The sequence below is a fragment of the Cupriavidus sp. HE11 genome, assembly GCF_056097175.1.
The window spans coordinates 2,339,927-2,362,907 of sequence record NZ_CP184464.1; the positions used below are offsets into that span (position 1 = coordinate 2,339,927).

Here is a 22,981-nt window from a genome sequence, read left to right on the forward strand (position 1 = left end):
CCGTTACCCGATCTTCCGCACGATTTCCTGCTGCCGGTGCCCATCCCCTGGGGACAGGCCCGGCGCCGACATCATGAAAGCCAGAACCCCTTCCTCCGGCCATGCCGCGCAAGCCTGGCTGATGCTATTGCCGGCACTGGCGCTGCTGGCCGCGTTCACCTACTGGCCGATCGTGGGCAGTCTCTGGCATAGCGTGCAGATGCAGGCCCCCGGCATCCCGCCCGCGTTTGCGGGCTTCGACAATTTCGCGGCGCTGATGGACGACCCCGTGTTCCGTCAGGCCGTGCGCAACAATCTCTGGTATGCGCTGGTGACCGTGCCCGTGTCGGTGGTGCTGGCGCTGGCGATGGCGCTGTGGGTCAACCAGCGCTACGCAGGGCGCGGCCTGCTGCGGCTGGCGTTCTTCACCCCGACCATGCTGCCGATGGTGGCCGCCGCCAATGTCTGGCTGTTCTTCTACGCGCCCGATATCGGCCTGCTGAACCGGCTGCTGGCGTGGGTGGGCATTGCCGGGCGCAACTGGCTGGGCGATGTCGATACGGTGCTGCCCGCGCTGATGGTGGTCACCATCTGGAAAGAAGCGGGCTTCTTCATGATCTTCTACCTGGCCGCGCTGCAGTCCATTTCCACCGAGCAGCTCGATGCCGCGCGGCTGGAGGCCCCGTCGGCCTGGTACCGGCTGCGCCATGTGGTGCTGCCGCTGCTGGCACCGACCACGCTGTTCGTGGTGGTCAATGCGCTTATCAATGCGTTCAAGCTGGTTGACCACCTGTTCGTGCTGACACGCGGCGGCCCCAACAACGCCAGCACGCTCCTGCTGTACTACCTGTACGAGATCGCGTTCAAGTTCCAGGACGCGAACTATGCCGCTGCGCTGACCATCGTGCTGCTGGCGCTTCTGGCGCTGTGCTCGGCGATCCAGTTCTGGCTGTCCCGCAATCGCGTCCACTACCGATGAACATCCTTCGCGCAGCCTTGCTACCCGTTGCCGGCGCCGTGGCCGGCCTGTTGTGGATCTCGCCGTTGCTGCTGCTGTGCTGGGGCGCCTTTCACCCTGGCGGCGAGGCCATGCGGCTGAGCCTGCAGACGCCGTGGGGCCTGGGCAACTTTCCGCAAGCCTGGAGCGTGGCGCCGTTCGCGCGCTACCTGGTCAACACGGTCTGCATCGTCACGCTGCTGCTGGTGCTGCAGCTGACGGTCTGTACCCTGGCCGGCTACGCGCTGGCGCGGATGCGGTTTGCCGGCCGTGGCGTGGTGTTCGGCCTGGTGCTGCTGCAACTGATGGTGATGCCCGAGGTGCTGATCACCGAGAACTACCTGACCATCGCCCGTGCGGGCCAGGTAGACACCTGGCTGGGCGTGGCGCTGCCCTATATCGCCAGCGCCTTTGGCATCTTCCTGCTGCGCCAGACCTTCATGACAGTGCCGCAGGAACTGGAGGATGCCGCGCGCATCGAGGGCGTAGGGCGGCTGGGCATCCTGCTGAAGGTCTACGTGCCGCTGGCTCGGCCGACTTACCTGGCCTACGCGCTGGTGTCGGTCAGCTATCACTGGAACAACTTCCTGTGGCCGCTGGTGGTCACGCAGACCGAAGCCAGCCGGCCGGTCACGGTGGGCATGGCGCTGTTCGCCGCGCCCGAAACCGGTGTCGACTGGGGCGTGCTGTCGGCCGGCACGCTGCTGTGCGTGGGGCCGCTGGTGCTGGCCTTCCTGCTGTTCCAGCGGCAGTTCATGCAGTCGTTCATGCAGGCTGGCGTCAAGTGACAAGCCCCGGCCGGGTAGGCCAGCAGGGAGGGACGTCATCGATCGCCTGCGCCCGCCGGGTCAGTGGTCGCGCCAGTGCTGCACCATCCATTTTTGTGCAGTGCACACCGATTGCGCGATTGCCCGCACTGGCCGTCGCCGCCGCCATGGGCGTGGCCTTGCTTTGGCGCACCCGGGACCTATGCTGAATCACACCGATCTCCGGCGTGTCATTTCCACAAAAAGGGTCCCATGGCATCCACCGCGCCTACTCCCACCCCTGTCCAAGCACCGGCCCCGCATTGGCTGCGCTGGTTGCCCGGACTGGCGATGCTGCGCACCTACGAGGCCGCCTGGCTGCCCCGCGACCTGGCTGCCGGGCTGGTGCTGACGACCATGCTGGTGCCGGTGGGCATCGCGTATGCCGAGGCGTCGGGCGTGCCTGGCGTCTACGGGCTCTACGCGACGATCATCCCGCTGCTGGCCTACGCGCTGTTCGGGCCGAGCCGGATCCTGGTGCTGGGGCCGGATTCGGCGCTGGCGGCGCCGATCCTGGCTGTGGTGCTGGGCATGTCCGGCGGCGACCCCATGCGCGCCGTTGCCACCGCCAGCCTGATGGCTATCGTCGCGGGCCTGTTCTGCATCGTGCTGGGCCTGCTGCGGCTGGGGTTCATTACCGAGCTGCTGTCCAAGCCGATCCGCTACGGCTATATGAATGGCATCGCGCTGACAGTGCTGGTCAGCCAGTTGCCGAAGCTTTTCGCGATCAAGATCGACGATGCCGGGCCGCTGCGCGAGCTGTGGTGGCTGGCGCAGGCCATTGCCGACGGCAAGACCAACTGGTACAGCTTCGCGGTGGGCGCGGTCAGCCTGGTGGTGATTCTGTTTCTCAAGCGCTTCGAGCGCGTGCCGGGCATCCTGATCGCCGTGGTACTGGCGACCCTGGCGGTCAGCGTGTTCCGGCTGGATACCCAGGGGGTGAAGGTGCTGGGCGAGATCCCGCAAGGGCTGCCGATGTTCGCGCTGCCATGGTTCAGCGGCGTCGACATCGTCCGGATCGTGCTGGGCGGCTGCGCCGTGGCGCTGATTGCGTTTGCCGACACGAGCGTGCTGTCGCGCACCTATGCGGCGCGCACCCACACGCGGGTGGATCCGAACCAGGAGATGGTGGGGCTGGGCGTAGCCAACCTGGCGGCCGGGCTGTTCCAGGGATTTCCGATCAGCAGCAGCGCGTCGCGCACGCCGGTGGCCGAGGCGGCCGGCGCCCGCACGCAGCTGACCGGCGTGGTGGGCGCCATTGCCGTGGCGGCCTTGCTGCTGGTGGCGCCCAACCTGCTGCGCTACCTGCCCAACAGTGCGCTGGCCGCCGTGGTGATCGCCGCGGCCATTGGCCTGTTCGAGTTCAAGGACCTGCAGCGCATCTTCCGCATCCAGCAGTGGGAGTTCTGGCTGTCGATGCTGTGCTTTGCGGCGGTGGCCGTGTTCGGCACGATTCCGGGGATTTGCCTGGCCGTGGTCCTTGCCGTGATCGAGTTCCTGTGGGACGGCTGGCGGCCGCATTTCGCGGTGCTGGGTCGCGTGCCGGGCCTGCGCGGCTATCACGACCTGAAGCGCTATCCGCATGCGGCGCTGATCGACGGGCTGGTGCTGTTCCGCTGGGACGCGCCGCTGTTCTTTGCCAATGCCGAACTGTTCCAGCAGCGGCTGACGGAAGCCGTGGACGCTGCGCCGAAGCCGGTGCGCTGGGTGGTGGTGGCGGCCGAGCCGGTGACCAGCGTCGACGTCACGTCGGCCGACATGCTGCGCGAACTGAGCCAGAACCTGGCCGAGGACGGCGTGGCGCTGCATTTCGCGGAAATGAAGGACCCGGTTCGCGACAAGCTGCGGCGCTTCGAGCTGACCGAGATTTTCCCCAACGATTGCTTCCATCCCACGGTGGGTAGCGCCGTGGACGACTATATGACCAGCATCGGCGCCCGGAAGCTGGGGGAATGACGATCGGGCGATGTCGCCCCGGGATCTGGCGTGATGCGCGCCGTTGATGCGGCGCTTGCATCAATCCAAAGCAACTTTGCAATTCACAGCGGGCCCGGTTCCCGCGATGATGCCTGTCCAGATCCCGCCCCGGAGACAGACATGGCAGCCCGCCCACGCATCACGGTCCTTGGCGACTACGAACGCGCGCTTGCGCGCCTGGCCGACTGGTCGGCCATCCAGGCCCAGGCCGAGGTCAGCTTCCATCACGATCCGCTGCGCGGCGATGCGCTGGCGGCGGTGCTGCAGGACACCGATGTCCTGGTGCTGGTGCGCGACCGCACCCCGCTCGACGCCGCCACGCTGGCCACCGCCAGCCGGCTGCGGCTGGTGGTCTATACGGGCACGCGCAACAACACGCTGGACACCGATGCGCTGCGGACACGCGGTATTCCGGTCGCCAACACGCACTGGGGGCCGTCGAAGGAAAGCACGTGCGAGATGACCTGGACGCTGATCCTGGCGGCCGTGCGGCAGCTTGAGGCGCAGATGGCGACGATGCGCGCCGGGGGCTGGCGATCCACCGACAGCCTGGCGCTGCCCGGCGTGCTGCATGGCCAGCGGCTGGGCCTGGTGGGGCTGGGCGAAATCGGCAAGCGGGTGGCGCGGGTGGGCCAGGCCTTCGGCATGGAAGTGGTGACGTGGAGCCCGCACATGACGCCCGAGCGGGCGGCAGCGGAAGGCGCCACGGCCGTCAGCCTGGACGAACTGCTGCAAACCTCGCGCGTGGTCAGCCTGCATCTGGTGCCGGCCGGCGAGACGCGCCAGCTGATCAACGCCGAACGGATGGCGCGGATGCGGCCCGACGCGATCCTGGTCAACACGTCGCGCGCCGCGCTGATCGACATGGATGCCTTGCCCGACGCCCTGGACCAGGGGCGCCCGGCGCTGGCCGCGCTCGACGTTTTCGATACGGAGCCCGTGCCGCCCGATCACCCGCTGCGCCGCCGCCGCGACGTGGTGGTTACGCCGCACATGGGCTTTGTCTGCGAGCCGGTGTTTGCCACGTTTGCCCAGGGCGTGACCGAAGCACTGACGGGCTGGCTGGCCGGGCAGCCGTAGGCGGTAGACATTTGGTGGGGCGTCAGCCGCCCGTGGCGCCCATCGCTCCGAATCGCCACGACAGCCGTCGGGCCGCCTGCCTGACCAGCTGGGCCACATCGCTGTCCAGTGCGCTGTCGAAGCTGCCGCTGCTGCCCATCACGGCGATGACCAGAGCCAGCGCGCCGGTGTGATCGAACACCGGGGCGGCCAGTGTGTCGATGCCGGGCACGGGACGGCTGACCGCGTTGTCGATCCCGTCGTCGTGAATCTTGCGCCAGCGCGGCGTGGCGGCCTGGCGTGTTGCCGCATCCACCGGCACCCCGGCCATGCGGATCGCATCCTGCGCCAGCGCCTGCGTCAGTACGTCGTCGGGCAGGTGGGCGGCGAAAGTGCGGCCGATGGCCGTGTTCACCATCGACAGCACAGTGCCCACGCGCAAGCTGACGTGCTGCGGGCGCGACGCTTCTTCCAGCCGGATCACCGTGGGCCCCAGCGGGCCGAACACCGCCATCGCCACCGACAGACCGGTGGCGTGGGCCAACGCGACCACCTCGGGCTCGGCCTCGCGCGTGGGCGACAGGCGCTGCAGCGCTACCAGTCCCATCTCCAGCGCCAGCATGCCGGCCTCGAAATCGCCATCGGCATTGCGCGCCAGCAGTCCGATCTTCTGCAGGCTCACCAGATGCGGGAACGCCTTGGCTGGCGCCATGCCGGCCGCGCGTGCCAGTTCGCCCAGCGAGAGCGGGCGGCCGGCGTCGGCCAGCGCATTGAGCAACTGCCCGGTGTTGTCCAGCGACTGGATGCCGCGCTGGGGTTTGTTGTCTTCCGCGTCGGTCATGTGGGTTCCATTGCCCGTGCGATGTCATCGACGGCCGCGCGCAGCGCGTGCGCCACCGGGCCCTGCCAGTCGACGTCGATGGCACCGGTGGACCCGATGGCCGTCAGCACCAGGCGCAGCGCGCCATCGGCGCCGACCAGCGGCAGCGCCAGGCTGCTGACGGCCGGGCTGGGCGAATCGATGCTGCGTTCCATGCCGCGCTGGCGCACGGCGGCAAGCTCTTCCGCAAACGCGGGCAAGGCATCCGCAGATGCGCCGGCCTGCTGCTGGCGCCAGATCGGCTGCCAGTGCTGTGCGGGCTGGAAGGCGCAATACGCACGGCCGGTGGCCGTGGTAGCCAGCGCCATCACCGTGCCCACATGCAGGTTGACGTGCAGCGGCGATCCGGCCGATGCGTAGTGGACGATGGTTGGCCCCTGCGGCGTGGACAGGCTGACGGCCACGTTCCAGCCGATGGCCGAGGCCAGCGCCTGCACGCGCGGCACGGCCGCGCGATAGGCGGGCGTGTGATCCAGATGCAGCATGCCCAGGCGCAATGCCAGCGGCCCGGGTTCGTAGCTGCCGTCGAGATGATCGCGCTTGATCAGACCGAGCCGCGTCAGGCTGACCAGATAGGTGTGGGCCTGCGCTGGCGCCAGTTGCGCGGCGGCGGCCAGCTCGGCCAGGGCCAGCGGGCGGCGTGCATCGGCCAGCGCCTGCAGCAGGCGGCCGCCCACTTCCACGCTCTGGATGCCGCGCTGGGTCTTGCCGGCGGGTTCGCCTGGGGGTCGTGCCATGCCTGCCTGATGCCCTGTCTGTCGAAAGAGCCCAATGGTACGCGATGCATCGCCTTCGGGCGGCCTGTCAGGCGCATGGCGCGGCGCCGGCGGATCGGGGTTTTCCCGGGTCGCCCACGCAGTCACAAGGCCTGGCGGCTTGTTTAGCAAATAGCAATTGCATTTGCCATTGACTAAAAATAGTCGTCTTCCTAAGATTCTTCTACACCGATCCCCCCGATCCCATTCCTACACAGAAGACAACGAGGCAGACATGGCAAAAGCATTCGCATCCCAGGCCGACCTGGAAGCCAAGCAGATCACCTTCACCCAGCTCTCCGAAAATGCCTGGGCCTACACGGCCGAGGGCGACCCCAATTCGGGCGTGATCATTGGCGACGACGGCGTGATGATTGTCGACACCACCGCCACGCCGGCCATGGCGCAGGACCTGATCGCCCGCATCCGCGAGATCACCGACAAGCCGATCAAGTACGTGGTGCTGTCGCACTACCACGCGGTGCGCGTGCTGGGCGCATCGGCCTACTTTGCCGAAGGTGCGCAGCAGGTCATCGCCAGCCGCGGTACCTACGAGATGATCGTCGAGCGCGGCGAGGCCGACATGAAGTCCGAGATCGAACGCTTTCCGCGCCTGTTCGCCGGCGTGGAGACCGTGCCGGGCCTGACCTGGCCGACGCTGGTGTTCGAGCGCGAGATCACGCTGTTCATGGGCAAGCTGGAAGTGCGCATTGCCCACCTGGGCGCGGGACACACCAAGGGCGACACCGTGGTGTGGCTGCCGCAGCAGAAGGTGCTGTTCTCGGGCGACCTGGTGGAGTACGACGCCGCGTGCTACTGCGGCGATGCCCAGCTCGAACAATGGCCCGCCACGCTCGACGCGCTGGCCGCGCTGCAGCCTGAAAAGCTCGTACCGGGCCGCGGCCCCGCGCTGACCACCCCGGCCGAGGTGACCAAGGGCCTGGCTTATACCAAGGACTTCGTGTCCACGCTGCTGCAGGCCGGCCGCGAAGCCGTGGCCGACAAGCTCGACCTGAAGGCCGCCATGGCCCACACCCGCAAGTCGATGGATCCCAAGTTCGGCCATGTGTTCATCTACGAGCACTGCCTGCCGTTCGACGTGTCGCGGGCGTACGACGAGGCGTCGGGCATCACGCATCCACGTATCTGGACCGCACAGCGCGATCAGGAAATGTGGGCCGCGCTGCAGGTGTGAGCCGGGAGAAAAAAGAACACAACCACACAAGTGGACGGAGACACCATGAGCAGTACCGAAGTCGACATCGACTACCAGAAGCAGACGTATGCCTACGCGCCCTGTGCCGAACAGCAGGGCGGCCACAGGGCCGATGGCCCGCATCCCGTGATCGTGGTGGGAGCGGGGCCGGTGGGGCTGGCCACCGCGATCGACCTGGCGCGCCACGACGTGCCCGTGGTGCTGGTCGATGACGACTGCACGCTGTCCACCGGGTCGCGCGCGATCTGCTTTGCCAAGCGCACGCTGGACATCTTCGACCGGCTGGGCTGCGGCGACCGCATGGTCGACAAGGGCGTGCGCTGGCACGTGGGCAAGGTGTTCCTGCAGGACCGCCAGATCTACGCGTTCGACCTGCTGCCCGAGGCCGGCCACCAGCGGCCGGCGTTCATCAACCTGCAGCAGTACTACGTCGAGGGCTACCTGCTCGACTGCGCGCGGGCGATGCCGAATATCGACATCCGCTGGAAGAGCCGCGCCGTGGCCGTGGAGCAGCACCCCGACCATGTGGCGCTGACCATCGAGACGCCCGACGGCTGCTACACGCTGTGCGGCCGCTACGTGGTGGCGGCCGATGGCTCGCGCAGTCCGCTGCGCAGGATGCTGGGCCAGGAAAGCCACGGACACACGTTCCGCGACCGCTTCCTGATTGCCGATGTAAAGATGGAAGCGCCGTTCCCGGCCGAGCGCTGGTTCTGGTTCGATCCGCCGTTCCATCCGAACCAGTCGGTGCTGCTGCACCGCCAGCCCGACAACGTCTGGCGCATCGACTTCCAGCTGGGCTGGGATGCCGATCCCGTGGCCGAGCGTGCGCCCGAGCGCGTGATTCCGCGCGTGCAGGCGCTGCTGGGTCCCGACGCCAGGTTCGAGCTGGAATGGGTCAGCGTCTACACGTTTGCCTGCGTGCGCATGGACAGCTTCCGCCATGGACGCGTGCTGTTCACCGGCGATGCCGCGCATGGTGTGTCGCCGTTCGGTGCGCGTGGCGCCAACAGCGGCGTGCAGGACGCCGAGAACCTTGCCTGGAAGCTGGCCTACGTGCTGCAGGGCAAGGCGCCCGACAGCCTGCTGGACACCTACGCCAGCGAGCGTGAGTACGCAGCCGACGAGAACATCCGCAATTCCACGCGCTCCACCGATTTCATCACGCCGAAGAGCGCGGTCAGCCGCGTGTTCCGCGATGCCGTGCTGACGCTGGCCCGCGATCACGCGTTCGCGCGGCAACTGGTCAACAGCGGCCGCCTGTCGTTGCCGGCCGTGCTGCGCGATTCGGTGCTGAACACGGCCGATGCCGATGCATTTGGCGGAGCCATGGCGCCGGGCGCTGCGTGTGTCGATGCCCCTGTTGCCGATGCGGCTGGCAAGCCGTGGCTGCTGCAGCATCTGGGCAACGAGTTCGTGGCGCTGGTGTTCGGCCCGCCCGCCGGGCTCGATGCCGCGCAGGCCGACGCGCTGCGCATGCTGCAGCAGGGCGGCGTTCCGCTGCGCGTGGTGTTTGTGACCGACGCGGCCATCTCGGCATCGGCGCAGGCCTGGCCCGGCGCCACGGTGCTGCGCGATGCCGAGGGCCTGGCCGCCAACCGTTTCGACGCCCGCGCCGGCACCTGCTACCTGATCCGGCCGGACCAGCACGTATGCGCGCGCTGGCGCGGTGTCGATGTGGCCGGTATCGGCGCCGCGCTGGCCCGTGCCACCGGCAATGCACCGGCATCGACGTACCTGGCGCCATCCGCCCCGGTGCAGGCACCGGCCCTGGCCTGAAGCCCGAAACGCAGCCATCCGAAGGAGACAGGCCCGATGCCGCTCAATACCGCCCCCAACCTCGTGCGCCCCGATGACTTCTACGAGGCCCTGATCGACATGCACCGCGACCTCGACGATGCCGCCAGCCAGGCCGTCAACGCGCGGCTGATCCTGCTGCTGTCCAACCACATCGGCGATCAGGACACGCTGGCCGAAGCCATGCGCCTGGCCCGTGCGGCCGCCGAAGCGCCAGCACCAGCCTAGCGCGCCCAGCTACCACCCAACCCGCGATCGACCTCCGCAGGGGCGCAACCCGACGCCCCGGGGGCGACTCGCGCCTGCTGCCCCCCCCCCGAATCCGGAGACAACCATGCACACCCAGAGCCTGGGCGCCGCCCACGCCTTGCCCGAAGTTCTGCCACACAGCCTGCCCCTGCCGCAGGAAGACGCGCTGTACCGCAAGGTCTGGCTGCGCATCATCCCGTTCCTGTTCGTCTGCTACGTGGTGTCGTTCCTGGACCGCATCAACATTGGCTTCGCCCAGCTGCAGATGAAGCAGGACCTGGGCTTCAGCGACGCGATGTACGGACTGGGCGCCGCCGTGTTCTACATCGGCTACGTGCTTTGCGAGGTGCCCAGCAACATGCTGCTGGCCCGCTTCGGGGCGCGGCGCACGTTCACGCGCATCATGGTGCTGTGGGGCGTGGCCTCGGTCGGGATGATGATGGTGTCGAAACCGTCGCACTTCTACCTGCTGCGCTTTCTGCTGGGCGTGTTCGAGGCGGGCTTCTTCCCGGGCATCGTGCTGTACCTGACCTACTGGTTCCCGGCACGCCGCCGCGCGGCCGTGATGGCCATCTTCTTTGCCGGCGTGGCAGTGGCCGGGGTGCTCGGCGGGCTGGTATCGGGCTGGATCATGCGCGACATGGCCGGGGTGCTGGGCATGTACGGCTGGCAATGGATGTTCGCCATCGAAGGCGCGCCGGCCGTGCTGCTGGGGGTGGTGGCGGCGTTCTGCCTGGTCGATGGCCCGCGCCAGGCGCGCTGGCTGACCCCGGACGAACAGGACTACCTGGTGGCGCAGCACGCGGGCGAGGCCCGGGGCAAGGGCGGCCACGCCCATTCGCTGCAGGCGCTGGGCCAGGCGCTGCGCAATCCACGCCTGTACCTGTTCGCGTTCATCTATTTCGCGCTGACCTGCGGCTCGCTGACGCTGTCGTTCTGGATGCCGCTGATGATCCGCGACTTCGGCATCCGCGACGTGATGGCGATCAGCCTGTATTCGGTAATCCCGAACGCGATCGGCGCCGTGGGGCTGATCCTGATCGCGCGCCGGTCCGACCGGCTGGGCGAGCGCCACGGGCACTTCCTGTGCTGCACCGCAGGCGGCGCACTGGCGCTGGCGGCACTGACGCTGCACGTGCCGAGCCTGGGGGTATCGCTGGCGATCCTGTCGGTGGCGGCCGTGTTGATCTTTGCCGCCCTGCCGATCTTCTGGTCGCTGCCGCCCAGCCATCTGCCGGCCCAGACGGCCGCCACGGGCATCGCGTTCATTTCCAGCATCGGCATCACCAGCGGCATCGTCAGCCCATGGGTAATCGGGCAGATCAAGACGCACACCGGCAGCATGGACAACGCGCTGTACCTGCTGGCGGGCCTGCTGCTGGCTAGTGGACTGGCGATGTGGAAGGGCATTCCGCGCACCCCGGCGGCGCATTGACCCCTTCGCCGCACCGCCGCATTCCCCAAAGCCGGGCGTTGCATGCCCGACTCCGGGGAAAATCCATTTGTTTCATGGTAATCCATGATGGAACACTTGTTGCTGGGTGACTAGCATTGCAACAGCTGACGCTTTCATTCAACAGGAGTGTTTCCATGACCCAGTCCTTCCCGATCCGTGCCGCCGTGCTGCTGGCAACGTTGAGCGGCGCCGGTTCGGCGCTGGCTGCCGACGCGGCCGCAGTGGCTGCCAGCCCCACGCTCGGCAAGATCAAGTCGTCCAACACGATCTCGATCGGGCACCGCACGTCGTCGATTCCGTTCTCGTACTACGACGGCAACCAGAAGGTGATCGGGTTTGCCCAGGACATCTGCGACCGCGTGGTCGACGCGGTCAAGAAGGAAACCGGCTCGCCGAACCTGCAGGTGCGCATGGTCCCGGTGACATCACAAAATCGCCAATCGCTGGTGCAGAACGGCACGGTGGACCTGGAATGCGGCGTCACGACCAACCTGAAATCGCGCCAGCAACAGGTGGCGTTCTCGACCACGTACTTTGTGGCCGGCACCCGGCTGCTGGTCAAGAAGGGCAGCCCGATCCACGACTTCCCGGACCTGGCCGGCAAGACGGTGGTGACGAATGCGGGCACGACGTCGGAGCGCATCCTGCGCAGGCTCAACGACGAGAAGGGCGCCAACATGACAATCCAGAGTGCCAAGGACTACGGCGAATCGTTCCTGATCCTGCAGTCTGGCCGCGTGGCGGCATTCATGATGGACGATGTGCTGCTGTCCGGCGCCCGCACGCTGGCACCGAAGCCCGACGACTGGGCCGTGGTGGGCACGCCGCAATCGTTCGAGGCCTACGGCTTCATGATGCGCCGCGACGACCCGGGCTTCAAGCAGGTGGTGGATAACGCCATGACCGGCCTGATGCGCAGCGGCGAGATCAACACGCTCTACGCCAAGTGGTTCCAGAAGCCGGTGCCGCCCAAGAACATCTCGTTCGACCTGCCGCAGAGCGAACAGATCAGGAAGGCCTATGCCAACCCCAATGACGAGGCGTTCGAGTAAGGTGGTTCAGCGGCCCTTTTCCGGCAGGTAGGCGCCGGTGCGATGGAGTTGCCCCTCCGTCTGCTCCAGCGCCCGGATTGCCCCCTTGCCCTTGCGGGCCAGCAACTGCTCGACCAGTGCTTCCACCATCGTCACACCCGACGTGATCGACGGGAAGAACGATGGGCTGTCGATGGCGAACAGCAGCGTGCAGTCGGCTTCCAGGGCGATCGGGGCCACCGTGCTGTCGGTCAGGGCGATGACCTTGCAGCCGGCCTCGCGCGCGGCCTGGGCCACGCGCAGGCTTTCCTGCGAGTAGGGCGCGAAGCCGGCCACCAGCACGGCGTCCTTGGCGTTGAGCGCGCGCAGTTCCATCTCCAGGGTGCCGGCGTCGCCGCGGATCAGCCGCACCGAGCTGCGGAACAACCCGTAGATGTAGTGGAACGTGAACGCAATCGGAAAGCAGGAGCGGAAGCCGGCCACATGCACGATGGGCGCGGCGGCCAGCAGGTCGGCGGCGCGGGGCAGGGTGTCGGCATTGTTGGCAAGCAGCGCGTCGAGGTTGTGGTGCTGGACCTCGATCATCTCGGTCAGCATCTTGCCTGAACCGCTGGTCTTGTCCGAATCCTTGACCACCTTGCGTGCCCGGCGCGCATACGGCTGGTTGCCGCCTTCGCGCACGGCCGTCACGAACAGTTCACGCAGACCCTGCCAGCCCTCGAATCCGAGCGATTGCGACAGCCGCACCAGCGTTGCCGGCTGCACCCCGGCATTGGCGGCCACCTTGCGCATCGACTGGATGGCGATGTCGCGCGGATGGTCCAGCAGATAGCGCGCGCCACCCTGGAACTGGGCGCTGAGGTTCGGAAATTCCGTGCGCAGTTGTTCGAGCAGGGCGTCGAGCGATTCGGGAGGGGTGGGCTGGTTGGCGGACATCGGTGTGATGAAAAAGCGGGATTTGCAACGATTGTTGCATAGGTCGCCGCCCGGTGTTGGCGGAAGTGCGGGAACCGTATGTTTCTTTCGCAGCAATCAATGAAACAGTTGTTGCGCGTGCGGTTGGTTGTTCCTATACTGGCTACCTGTTTCGCGCCCCATGCGCTTTCTCGCACGCCCACCATGACGCACGTCTTCCATCGCAATCCCAAGCAAACCTTGCCTGTCGCCGTTGGCGGCAAGGGTATCGAGCTGTTCGACAGCAACGGCCGCGCCTATCTGGACGCCTCGGGCGGCGCGGCGGTGTCGTGCCTGGGGCACGGCCATCCGCGCGTGATCGAGGCCATCAAGCAGCAGGTGGATACGCTGGCCTATGCCCACACGTCGTTCTTCACGACCGAAGTGTCGGAAACGCTGGCGCAGACGCTGGCCGATGCCGCGCCGGGCGACCTGAACCACGTGTATTTCGTTTCGGGCGGCTCCGAGGCCGTGGAAGCCGCACTGAAGCTGGCGCGGCAGTATTTCGTCGAGACCGGGCAGACGCAGCGCCGTCATTTCATTGCGCGCCGCCAGAGCTATCACGGCAACACGCTGGGCGCGCTGGCGATTGGCGGCAACGCGTGGCGCCGCGAGCCGTTCCTGCCGCTGCTGGTACCCGCGCACCATGTGTCGCCGTGCTATGCCTATCGCGACCAGGCTGCGGGCGAGACCGACGTGCAGTACGCGCAGCGCCTGGCCGACGAGCTGGAGGCCAAGATCCTGGAACTGGGGCCCGATTCGGTGGCTGGCTTCGTGGCCGAGACCGTGGTGGGCGCCACGGCCGGCGCGGTGCCGCCGGTAGCGGATTACCTCAAGCGCATCCGCGCCGTGTGCGACAAGTACGGCGTGCTGCTGATCCTGGACGAAGTGATGTCCGGCATGGGCCGCACCGGCTACCTGTTTGCCTGCGAGGAAGACGGCGTGGTACCCGACATCGTGACCATCGCCAAGGGCCTGGGCGCGGGCTACCAGCCGATCGGCGCGATGCTGTCCACGGCGCGCATCTACGACGCCATTGTCGGCGGCAGCGGCTTCTTCCAGCACGGTCATACGTATATCGGGCACGCCACCGCGTGTGCCGCCGCGCTGGCCGTGCAACGCACGATTGCCGAGGACAGGCTGCTCGACAACGTGCTGGCGCGCGGCGAGCAACTGCGCGCACGGCTGCGCGAGGCGCTGGGCAGCCATCCGAACCTGGGCGACGTGCGTGGCCGCGGCCTGTTCGTCGGCGTGGAGTTCGTGGCCGACCGCGCTACCAAGGCCACGCTCGATCCGGCGAAGAAGACCCACGCCGTGCTCAAGCGCACCTGCATGGAGAATGGCCTGCTGGTCTACCCGATGGGTGGCACGGTCGATGGCATCCATGGCGACCACGTGCTGTTCGCGCCGCCGTTCATCTGCACGCCGGCCGATATCGACAATATCGTCGACCGCTTCGCGCAGTCGGTGAACAAGGTCCTGCCGGCCTGAGGAACGACGCATGACGACCGATACCCTGCGCCGCCCCTTTGCCCTGGCCGTGGCGCCCAATGGCGCGCGCAAGACCCACACCGACCACGCCCGCCTGCCCATCACCCCCGACGAACTGGCCCAGTGCGCCCGCGAGTGCGTGGAAGCCGGCGCGGCGATGATCCACCTGCATGTGCGCAAGGCCGATGCCACGCACAGCCTTGAAGTGGCCGACTACGAGCCGGCCATCGCGGCCGTGCGCAAGGCCGTCGGCCAGAACCTGGTGCTGCAACTGACCACCGAGGCGGTCGGCATCTACCAGCCGGCCCAGCAGATCGCCATGGTGCAGGCACTGCGTCCCGAAGCCGCGTCGGTGGCGGTGCGCGAACTGGTGCCCGACGATGCCGCGCTGCCGGCCGCTGAAGCCTTTTTCCAGTGGATGCATCGCGAGCATGTGGTGGCACAGTACATCCTCTACGACGCCAACGATGTGCGCCGCTACGCCGCATTGCGCGGTAGCGGAGCGATTCCCGAAGGCCGCCACTGGGTGCTGTTCGTGCTGGGCCGCTACTCGGCCGGCCAGAAGTCGTCGCCGACGGACCTGCTGCCGTTCCTGGCCACGTGGCACGAGATGGGTCTGGACCAGAGCGGCATCGAATGGGCGGTCTGCGCATTCGGCAAGCAGGAGGCCGACTGCGCGGCGACGGCCGTGATGCTGGGCGGACATGCACGCATCGGATTCGAAAACAACATGACGCTGCCCGATGGCGCCACGGCACCCGACAACGCCGGCCTGCTGCGTGCCGTACGCACGCCGCTGAACAGCCTTGGCTATGCGGCGATGACGGCCGACGATCTGCGCGCGCGCTTCGCGTAATCCCGCAGTCATTCGTCCCGGCAGGGCCGGCGGGATTCCGGTACGCTAGGCGCTTCATCCATTTCCGCTTCAGGAGTGCCGATGTCCGCCAGTCCGTCTCGCCTGTCTTCTCCCCCTGAAGCCGTGCCGCTGGCGCGGGACATCGTCCATGGCCTGCGGGCCTCGCGCATCCGCGAGGTGGCCAACGCCGGCATCGGCCTGCCCGATGTCATGCCGTTCTGGTTCGGGGAGTCGGATCAGGTCACCCCGGCCTTTATCCGCGATGCCGCCGCCCAGGCGCTGGCCGGCGGCGCCACGTTCTACACCCACAACCTTGGTATCGCGCCGCTGCGCGCCGCGCTGTCCGACTATGTCACGCGGCTGCACGGCGCCACGGCGGTCGAGAACATCGCGGTGACCAGCGCCGGCGTCAACGCGCTGATGCTGGCCGCGCAGCTGGTGGCCGGCCCCGGCGACCGCGTGGTCTGCGTCACGCCGCTCTGGCCCAACCTGGTGGAAATTCCGCGCATCCTCGGCGCCACCGTGGAAACCGTCGCGCTCGATTTTGGCGACAACGGCTGGACACTCGACATCGACAAGCTGTTGCGCGCCCTGACCCCCGGCACGCGCGCGGTGATGATCAACTCGCCGAACAATCCCACGGGCTGGGTCATGCCGCGCAGCCAGCAGCAGGCCGTTCTGGACCACTGCCGCCGCCACGGCATCTGGATCATCGCCGACGAAGTCTACGAACGGCTCTACTACGGCAACGAAGGCGGCAACGCGCCGTCGTTCCTCGACATCGCCGACCGCGACGAACGCGTGATCGCGGTGAACTCGTTCTCCAAGGCGTGGCTGATGACCGGCTGGCGGCTCGGCTGGATGGTGCTGCCCGCGTCGCTGATGGACGACCTGGGCAAGCTGATCGAATACAACACGTCGTGCGCACCGTCGTTCGTGCAGGAAGCTGGCATCGTGGCCGTGCAGCAGGGCGAGGCGTTCACGCAAGACCTGGTACAGCGGCTGCGCACATCGCGCGACCACCTGGTCGGCGCGCTTTCCGGCCTGCCAGGCGTGGAAGCGCATGCCCCGGACGGCGCGATGTACGTCTTCTTCAGGCTGGCAGGCGCCACCGACAGCCTGGCGCTCTGCAAACGCCTGGTGCGCGAGGCACACCTGGGACTGGCCCCCGGCAGCGCCTTCGGCGAAGAGGGCGAAGGTTTCGTCAGATGGTGCTACGCGTGCGACGTGCAGCGGCTGGACGAGGGAGTGAGGCGGTTGCGGGGGTTTTTGGAGGCATGACCGACAGCGTGGGTGGATACCCATGTCGCACAAAAGCGAGAAAAGGCCCCGAGGGGCCTTTCTTTATTCCATGACATCAAGAATATACGGCAGCATCGCGGTGGTTGTAGCCGGTGGTTCGAGCGGCGGCGGTGGGGGCGGGTTCGGATGTCCATAGAACGTCTGCACGGTCAGGACATCCGTGCCGCTGAGTCTGCCGTCGTTGCTCCACCTGGGATTGCAGTAGTTCATGATCGATTCGATATCCCATGCCCCAATTGGCAAATCGCCATTCGTGCCCTGGGATTCGCCGTAGCAGGATGACGGAGTGTCCGTCCGGTTTTGTTCATGGGCAAAGCCTAGTGCGTGTCCGAATTCATGAACGGCCATATGATTGATGCATTCGGCTCGAGTTTGCGCACTTGCCTGGCAATAGGCCGACGAGAAGTTATCAAATGTGAAGTTGAGTACGAGACCAGCGGGCAAGTGGTTCAGGCCACTGCCCAGTCGGCGTACGTGAGGGACAGTGTCCTGAACGTTGATGCGAATCAACTGGACAGGTGCCGCGCCTCGGTCACAAATTCCCCACCCGCGGAAACGTAGCAGCGATGCAGCCTGCCACGACCCACTGGCAGCGTTCCTGACAATCGTCCGCTCGTCGATGGTGTCCTCGAAGCTGAGGTCGTCCATCTCCCAGCACACATCAATGTCCCTGCCGGGCCAGATCGCGCTGCGAAGCGCGAAACCCCGGTCGCCGCCTTCCAGAGCCGATATCGCGGGAACGCCCTCGATCCGGTTTCGGGGGGCTGGCCAGCCGGGAGGCACGTTTTCCGGTGTGATCGGATGCAGGATGCTGGGGGGCTCCGTGGTCGGACCGGGGGCACGTTTGATGATTTCACATCCGGCACATGGAATGTCCGGCGCATCGTCATCGCCACCCCCGCACGCCGCGGCGGCGAGCGCGGTACCAAGGAGGAGTCCACGCACCGGCAGCCAGACGACCATCTGACGTTTCGTCATCATGCTTCTCCCCTTAGTGCAGGATGACGTGCATGACGTCTTCCCCATCCGGCCATTTGGTGCATTGCCCCGTTCCTTCAACGGTGACCATGCGACCGGTTGCTTTGGCGGTCATCAGGAGGGCAAGCTGCTGCTTGCCTGCGTCGGATGATTCATCCGGGATCATCCAGTACGCGTGGTTGGATGCGCACGATGGCCTGCCAATATTCGTGCCATGCACGAAGAAATAGGTCAGTCCCGGACGAGCAATGATGGAGGAGACGGTGCCGCTGACATTGCCAGCCACTGCCGATGTGGCGGCGGTCATGGCCAGGATGCCGCCAAACAGATGATGACGGATGGATCGAGCCTTCATGATTGAATCCCCTTCTTTAACGTTTTAGGTGTCAGGTAACCTATTTCGGCCGCCTGAGGGGTTCAATCGAATAACTACGAAAAGTGAGGTCGACTTGAGATAGCTGCGCCAGGCAGATCGAATTCGCTCACTGGTCCCGCGCCGCCACCTCCTCGCCCCACCACCCGCCGCCCAGCGCCTGCATCAGCGCCGCCGAATCCGCCAGTCTCGTCGCGCGGGCCTGGGACAGGTCCAGCGTGGCTTGCCGGGCCTGGCGTTCGGCGTCGATGACGGTGAACTGGCTGACGCCACCCAGCCGGTATTGCTCGTTGACGATTGCCAGTGTGTCGCGGGTCTGCCGGGCGTTGTCGGCGCGGGCCTGGAGCGTGCCGGCGTCGGCGTCGAGCGCGCGCAGCGTGTCGGCCACGTTCTGCAGCCCCTGCAGCACGGCCTGCTGGTAGGCGCCCAGCGATTGCTCGTACGCCGCTTCCTTGGCACGTTTCTGCGCGCGCAGTTCGCCGCCGTGGAACACGGGCTGTACCACGCCGGCGGCCAGGCTCCAGACGTTCATGCTGCTGAACAGGTCGCGGGCGCGCATCTGCTGGGTGCCGCCGCTGGCGGTCAGCGTGATCTGCGGATAGAGGTTGGCCGTGGCGACGCCGATGTCGGCGGATGCCTGGTGCAGCAGTGCCTCGGCGGCACGGATATCGGGCCGGCGGCGTGCCAGTTCGGCGGGCAGGCTGACCGGCAGGGTCTCGGGCAGGTGCAGGTCCTCGAGCCGAAACTCGGGCAGTTGTGCGCTGGCCGGCGTCTGGCCGGTGTAGACCGCCAGCTGGTGGCGCGCGGCATCGAGCTGCTGCGACAGCCCGGGCACCAGTGCCTGCGTTTGCGCCAGTTCGGATTGCTGGCGCTGCACGTCCACGCGCGCCACGCCGCCCACCTTCAGCCGCTGCTGCATGATGCCCAGCTGGCGCTGCTGTGCTTCGGCGATGGCTACCGTATCGGCCAGTTGCGCGCGCAGTCCGGCTTCGCGGATCGCAGTAGTCGCCACATTCGCGGCCAGCGACAGGCGGGCCGCCTCAAGCTCGTAACGCTGGTAGTCGACGGCGGCGCGCAGGCCTTCCAGCTCGCGCCGTTGTCCGCCGAACATGTCCAGCGCGTACGACACCTGCACGCTGGCGTTGTAGAGCGTAAATGGCCCCGGGCTCGGAAACTGCGTGATGCCGACGGAGTTCAGGTCCACCTGCTGGCGCGTGGCGTTGAGCTTGGCATCGACCTGCGGGAATTGCGTGGCGCCGGTGCGCGCGGCCAGGTTTTCCTGGGCCTCGCGCAGGCGGGCGCGCGCCTGGATCAGCGTGGGGCTGCTGGCGAGCGCGACACGTATGGTTTCGTCGAGTTGCGCATTGCCGAACAGCGTCCACCATTGCACGGGCACGTCGCCGGGCTGCAGCGTTTGCGTGGGGAAGCCCTCGGCCGGCATCTGCAAGGGTTGCGGGCCGGCGGTGTAGCGCGCGTCGGTGGGGGCGTCGGGGCTGTGGAAGTCGGGGCCTACCGTGCAACCGGTGACCAGCAGCGCGGCAAGCGCGGCGAGCGAGGCGGGCAGGATCGGGAACGTACGCATGGCGGGGCTCCGCGTGTTCAGTCGAGCGTGCGCTTGTAGAAGCGCACGGCGATACCCATGACGATGACCGTGAACAGTGCCACGGGCCATACGTTGGGCCAGAGTTCGGTCCAGCCACTGCCCTTGAGCATGATGCTGCGGACCATCCGGTTGAAATACGTCATCGGCAGCACGTTGCCGATCCACTGCGCCCACGTCGGCATGCCGGCAAACGGGAACATGAAGCCGGACAGCAGGATGTTCGGCAGGAAGTAGAAGAACGTCAGCTGCACCGCCTGAAGCTGGTTGCTCGCCAACGACGACAGCGTGATGCCCACCGTCAGGTTGGCGGCGATAAACAGCAGCGTGGCAAGGTACACCGCCAGCACCGAGCCCAGGAATGGCACCGCGAACGCGTAGTGCGCGGCCAGCACGATGATGGTGGCCTGGATCAGGCCGATAAAGATATACGGCACGATCTTGCCGGAGATCACCTCGATGGGCTGCACCGGCGTGGCCAGCAGGTTTTCCATCGTGCCGCGCTCGCGTTCGCGCGTCATGGCGAGGCCCGTCATCATCACCATCGTCATGGTCAGGATGGTGCCCATCAGGCCCGGCACGATGTTGTACTGGGTGATGCCTTCGGGGTTGTACAGCCGATGCACGTTCACGTCGAAGGCAGACTTGCCGCCGGCCAGCGGAGCCAGCGCGCCCTTGAGGTCGATGCGTGCGACGGTTTCCGGCAACTGCGACAGTGCCGCGATGGCCTGACCCGTGGCCGATGGGTCGGTGGCATCGGCTTCCACCAGGATCTGGGGACGGTCGCCATGCAGCAGCCGCCGCGAAAAGTCGTGCGGTATGTTGACCACGAACTGCACATCGCCCCGCAACAGCGCCTCGCGGCCCGAGGCCTCGTCAGGCATCGTGCGCACGATCCGGAAGTACGTGGTGTTTTCCATCGCTGCGATAAACGTGCGCGAGAAATCGCTGTGCTCGGCAACGATCACCGCCGTGGGCATATGGCGGGGGTCGCTGTTGATGGCGAAGCCGAACAGCAGCAACTGCACGATGGGCAGGGCGACGATCATGCCGAACGTGATGCGGTCGCGGCGCAGCTGCAGGAATTCCTTCAGCACGATGCTCCACCAGCGCTGCAGCGAGAACGACGTGCGGGTCGGACGCCGGGACTGGCGCGAAGGGTGGGGCGGTGGGGTGGACGACTGATTTGGCGACGGCGGGGGCGTGGCGCTCATGACGCCTCCTTGCGGCTGGGCGCGGCCTTCTTCTGGGGCGGCGCGGCCATATTGTCCTGCGCCCCGCCCATCATGTGGATGAACACGTCCTCCAGGCTGGTGTCGGTCTGCACGATGCGATGGCCGGCGCCCGCGTATTGCCGCAGCGTCTGCTCCAGCTGGCCGGCGTCCTTGCCGGTCACGTGCAGCGCGGTGCCGAACGCCACGGTCTGGTCCACGCCGGGCTTGCCCTGCAGTTGCGCGGACAGCTCGGCCAGGTTGTCGCCCTCGACGCTCCAGGTGCTCAGGTGCTGGCTGGCGACGACTTCATCCGACGTGCCCTGCGCCAGCAGCGTGCCGTAGGCGATATAGGCGAGCTTGTGGCAGCGTTCGGCCTCGTCCATGTAGTGCGTGCTGACCAGCACCGAGATGCCGCGTGCCGCCAGCTGGTGCAGCTGCTCCCAGAAGTCGCGGCGCGCCTTGGGATCGACGCCTGCGGTCGGTTCGTCGAGCAGCAGCAGTTGCGGCTCATGCAGCAGGCACGCGGCCAGCGCCAGCCGCTGCTTCCAGCCGCCGGACAGCGAGCCGGCCAGCTGTTCGGCGCGCGACTGCAGGCCCAGTTCTTCCAGCGCACGCTCCACCACATCCTTGCGGTTGGGCATGTCGTAGACGCGCGCGACGAAGTCGAGGTTCTCGCGGATCGACAGGTCTTCCCAGTACGAGAAGCGCTGCGTCATGTAGCCGACGTTGCGCTTGATGTCGGCGGCCTGCTTGAGAATGTCGTAGCCCAGGCAGGTGCCGGAGCCTGAGTCGGGCGTCAGCAGGCCGCACATCATGCGGATCGAGGTGGTCTTGCCGCTGCCGTTCGGCCCCAGGAAACCGAAGATCTCGCCGCGCGCCACCTGCATGGTCAGGTTGTTGACCACGTGCTTGTCGCCGAAATGCTTGTTCAGGTCGTGCACGTCGATCACCAGCTCGCCGTTGCGGTGGTTCTTGCCGCTGTCATTGCCGTGGTCGTTGCCGTTGCCGCTGGTGTACTGCGTGGTCATGATTGCGTCACCTCCACGGGCTGGCCCGGGCGCAGCTTCGGGGCGTCGGCGGCGCTGGGGCGGGCCTCGATCAGGAACACGAGCTTGCGGCGGGTTTCGTTGCTGTAGATGACGGGCGGCGTGTACTCGGCCTCGTTCGACACATAGGTGACCTTGGCGGCCACGGGCGCCGCGCAGCCATCGCAATGGATGGTGATGGCCTGGCCGTTCTTCAGCGATCCCACCACGGCCTCGGGCACGTAGAAGCGCACCTTGACGTTGCCGGGCGGCAGCATGCGCACCACGGCGCTGCCCGCCGGCACCCATTCGCCGGGGCGGAACGGCACGTCGTAGACCAGTCCGGCCACCGTGGCATTGACCGACTTGCGCGACAGCTTCCACTCGGCCTGCGCCAGTGCGGCGCGTGCGGCATCTACCTGGGCGCCTTGCGCGGCCAGCTGGTCCTTGCGGCCGGGCAGGCGGGCCACGTCGATATCGCGCTGCAGTTCGCGCACGCGGGCGGCGTCGGCATCGGCCGTGGCGCGGCTTTCGTCGAGCTGTGCCTTCGAGATGCCGCCGATCTCGAACTGCGCTTCGTCGCGCCTGCGCTGGGCGGCGCTGCGTCCGGCCTGGGCCTGGGCCTGCACCAGCTGCGCCTGGTTGACGGCCACTTCCACGGGGCGCTTGCCGGTCTGGATGTCGGCCAGCTGGGCCTCGGCCACGCGCACCTGTTCGGCGGCCTGCTGGCGCGCGGCGCGCTCGTCGTCGGATTCCAGCACGAACAACGGCGCGCCGGTGCCGACCTGCTGGCCGCGATCGACCGACAGCGTTTCGAGCCGGCCCGCGAACGGCGATGCCACGGCAACGAATTCGCCTTCCACATAGCCCTGCCAGGTGGTGGGCTTGTCGTTGCTGCAGGCGGCAAGCATCGGCACGGACACGGCGGCGAGCAGCAGGGGCCAGGTGCGGTTCGGGACGGGAAGCATCATGCGGGCTCCGGATAT

21 protein-coding genes are annotated in these 22,981 nt (G+C 67.1%); 12 read left to right on the forward strand and 9 right to left on the reverse strand.

Annotated elements, in window-relative coordinates:
- Positions 1–73 precede the first annotated feature (73 nt).
- The 4 genes from ACOABP_RS10880 (at position 74) to ACOABP_RS10895 (ending at position 4,839) form a co-directional block, all read left to right on the forward strand.
- Positions 74–958, forward strand: a complete 885-nt coding sequence (locus tag ACOABP_RS10880) for a carbohydrate ABC transporter permease (protein ID WP_474224983.1) — start codon at positions 74–76, stop codon at positions 956–958.
- The gene (locus ACOABP_RS10885) at positions 955–1,764 is read left to right on the forward strand and encodes a carbohydrate ABC transporter permease (RefSeq protein WP_474224984.1); all 810 of its coding nucleotides are present in this window, start codon (positions 955–957) and stop codon (positions 1,762–1,764) included. The genes ACOABP_RS10880 and ACOABP_RS10885 overlap by 4 nt, the downstream gene beginning before the upstream one ends.
- A 231-nt stretch (positions 1,765–1,995) precedes the next feature.
- On the forward strand, positions 1,996–3,738 hold the full coding sequence (locus ACOABP_RS10890; protein WP_474224985.1) for a SulP family inorganic anion transporter: 1,743 nt from the start codon (positions 1,996–1,998) through the stop codon (positions 3,736–3,738).
- Between the two features lie 141 nt (positions 3,739–3,879).
- Positions 3,880–4,839, forward strand: coding sequence for a D-2-hydroxyacid dehydrogenase family protein (locus tag ACOABP_RS10895; RefSeq protein ID WP_474224987.1), 960 nt, complete (start codon positions 3,880–3,882; stop codon positions 4,837–4,839).
- Between the two features lie 22 nt (positions 4,840–4,861).
- On the opposite strand, the gene ACOABP_RS10900 is transcribed toward ACOABP_RS10895, so the two are convergent.
- Together ACOABP_RS10900 and ACOABP_RS10905 are read right to left on the reverse strand one after the other, a co-directional pair.
- The gene (locus ACOABP_RS10900) at positions 4,862–5,659 is read right to left on the reverse strand and encodes an IclR family transcriptional regulator (RefSeq protein WP_474224989.1); all 798 of its coding nucleotides are present in this window, start codon (positions 5,657–5,659) and stop codon (positions 4,862–4,864) included.
- A complete protein-coding gene (locus ACOABP_RS10905) occupies positions 5,656–6,435 on the reverse strand; it encodes an IclR family transcriptional regulator (protein WP_474224990.1) in 780 nt (259 codons plus the stop codon). Before ACOABP_RS10905 ends, ACOABP_RS10900 begins: the two co-directional genes overlap by 4 nt.
- A 253-nt stretch (positions 6,436–6,688) precedes the next feature.
- Here ACOABP_RS10905 and ACOABP_RS10910 point away from each other — a divergent pair, with 253 nt between their 5' ends.
- The 5 genes from ACOABP_RS10910 to ACOABP_RS10930 all read left to right on the forward strand — a co-directional run bounded on the left by ACOABP_RS10910 (position 6,689) and on the right by ACOABP_RS10930 (position 12,223).
- Complete coding sequence (locus tag ACOABP_RS10910) at positions 6,689–7,648, forward strand: MBL fold metallo-hydrolase (RefSeq protein WP_066739561.1); 960 nt, start codon at positions 6,689–6,691, stop codon at positions 7,646–7,648.
- 45 nt (positions 7,649–7,693) lie between these two features.
- Positions 7,694–9,448: an FAD-dependent oxidoreductase gene (locus ACOABP_RS10915; protein WP_474224991.1), complete on the forward strand. Its 1,755-nt coding sequence runs from the start codon at positions 7,694–7,696 to the stop codon at positions 9,446–9,448.
- A 36-nt stretch (positions 9,449–9,484) separates the two neighbouring features.
- The gene (locus tag ACOABP_RS10920; protein ID WP_474224992.1) at positions 9,485–9,694 is read left to right on the forward strand and encodes a DUF2783 domain-containing protein; all 210 of its coding nucleotides are present in this window, start codon (positions 9,485–9,487) and stop codon (positions 9,692–9,694) included.
- A 106-nt stretch (positions 9,695–9,800) separates the two neighbouring features.
- Positions 9,801–11,150: an MFS transporter gene (locus tag ACOABP_RS10925; protein ID WP_474224993.1), complete on the forward strand. Its 1,350-nt coding sequence runs from the start codon at positions 9,801–9,803 to the stop codon at positions 11,148–11,150.
- Positions 11,151–11,305: 155 nt separating this feature from the next.
- A complete protein-coding gene (locus tag ACOABP_RS10930) occupies positions 11,306–12,223 on the forward strand; it encodes a glutamate/aspartate ABC transporter substrate-binding protein (protein WP_474224995.1) in 918 nt (305 codons plus the stop codon).
- 6 nt (positions 12,224–12,229) lie between these two features.
- Here ACOABP_RS10930 and ACOABP_RS10935 read toward each other — a convergent pair whose 3' ends face one another.
- Positions 12,230–13,138, reverse strand: coding sequence for a MurR/RpiR family transcriptional regulator (locus ACOABP_RS10935; protein WP_474224996.1), 909 nt, complete (start codon positions 13,136–13,138; stop codon positions 12,230–12,232).
- A 183-nt stretch (positions 13,139–13,321) separates the two neighbouring features.
- Here ACOABP_RS10935 and ACOABP_RS10940 point away from each other — a divergent pair, with 183 nt between their 5' ends.
- From ACOABP_RS10940 to ACOABP_RS10950, 3 genes are all read left to right on the forward strand, one after another.
- Positions 13,322–14,647 carry an aspartate aminotransferase family protein gene (locus ACOABP_RS10940; protein ID WP_474224997.1) on the forward strand — a complete coding sequence of 442 codons (1,326 nt, stop codon included), beginning with the start codon at positions 13,322–13,324 and terminating at the stop codon, positions 14,645–14,647.
- A 10-nt stretch (positions 14,648–14,657) separates the two neighbouring features.
- Positions 14,658–15,503 carry a beta-keto acid cleavage family enzyme gene (locus ACOABP_RS10945; RefSeq protein WP_474224998.1) on the forward strand — a complete coding sequence of 282 codons (846 nt, stop codon included), beginning with the start codon at positions 14,658–14,660 and terminating at the stop codon, positions 15,501–15,503.
- An 81-nt stretch (positions 15,504–15,584) separates the two neighbouring features.
- Complete coding sequence (locus tag ACOABP_RS10950; RefSeq protein WP_474224999.1) at positions 15,585–16,784, forward strand: pyridoxal phosphate-dependent aminotransferase; 1,200 nt, start codon at positions 15,585–15,587, stop codon at positions 16,782–16,784.
- Between the two features lie 63 nt (positions 16,785–16,847).
- On the opposite strand, the gene ACOABP_RS10955 is transcribed toward ACOABP_RS10950, so the two are convergent.
- From ACOABP_RS10955 to ACOABP_RS10980, 6 genes are all read right to left on the reverse strand, one after another.
- Positions 16,848–17,786 (reverse strand): M12 family metallopeptidase, encoded by a 939-nt coding sequence (locus ACOABP_RS10955; RefSeq protein ID WP_474225000.1) that lies wholly within the window; start codon positions 17,784–17,786, stop codon positions 16,848–16,850.
- Positions 17,787–17,796: 10 nt separating this feature from the next.
- Positions 17,797–18,138: a hypothetical protein gene (locus ACOABP_RS10960; RefSeq protein ID WP_474225002.1), complete on the reverse strand. Its 342-nt coding sequence runs from the start codon at positions 18,136–18,138 to the stop codon at positions 17,797–17,799.
- Positions 18,139–18,265: 127 nt separating this feature from the next.
- The gene (locus ACOABP_RS10965; protein WP_474225003.1) at positions 18,266–19,738 is read right to left on the reverse strand and encodes an efflux transporter outer membrane subunit; all 1,473 of its coding nucleotides are present in this window, start codon (positions 19,736–19,738) and stop codon (positions 18,266–18,268) included.
- A 17-nt stretch (positions 19,739–19,755) separates the two neighbouring features.
- Positions 19,756–20,970 (reverse strand): ABC transporter permease, encoded by a 1,215-nt coding sequence (locus ACOABP_RS10970; RefSeq protein WP_474225004.1) that lies wholly within the window; start codon positions 20,968–20,970, stop codon positions 19,756–19,758.
- Positions 20,967–21,998, reverse strand: coding sequence for an ABC transporter ATP-binding protein (locus tag ACOABP_RS10975; protein WP_474225005.1), 1,032 nt, complete (start codon positions 21,996–21,998; stop codon positions 20,967–20,969). The genes ACOABP_RS10970 and ACOABP_RS10975 overlap by 4 nt, the downstream gene beginning before the upstream one ends.
- Positions 21,995–22,966, reverse strand: coding sequence for an HlyD family secretion protein (locus tag ACOABP_RS10980; RefSeq protein WP_474225007.1), 972 nt, complete (start codon positions 22,964–22,966; stop codon positions 21,995–21,997). Before ACOABP_RS10980 ends, ACOABP_RS10975 begins: the two co-directional genes overlap by 4 nt.
- Positions 22,967–22,981 lie beyond the last annotated feature (15 nt).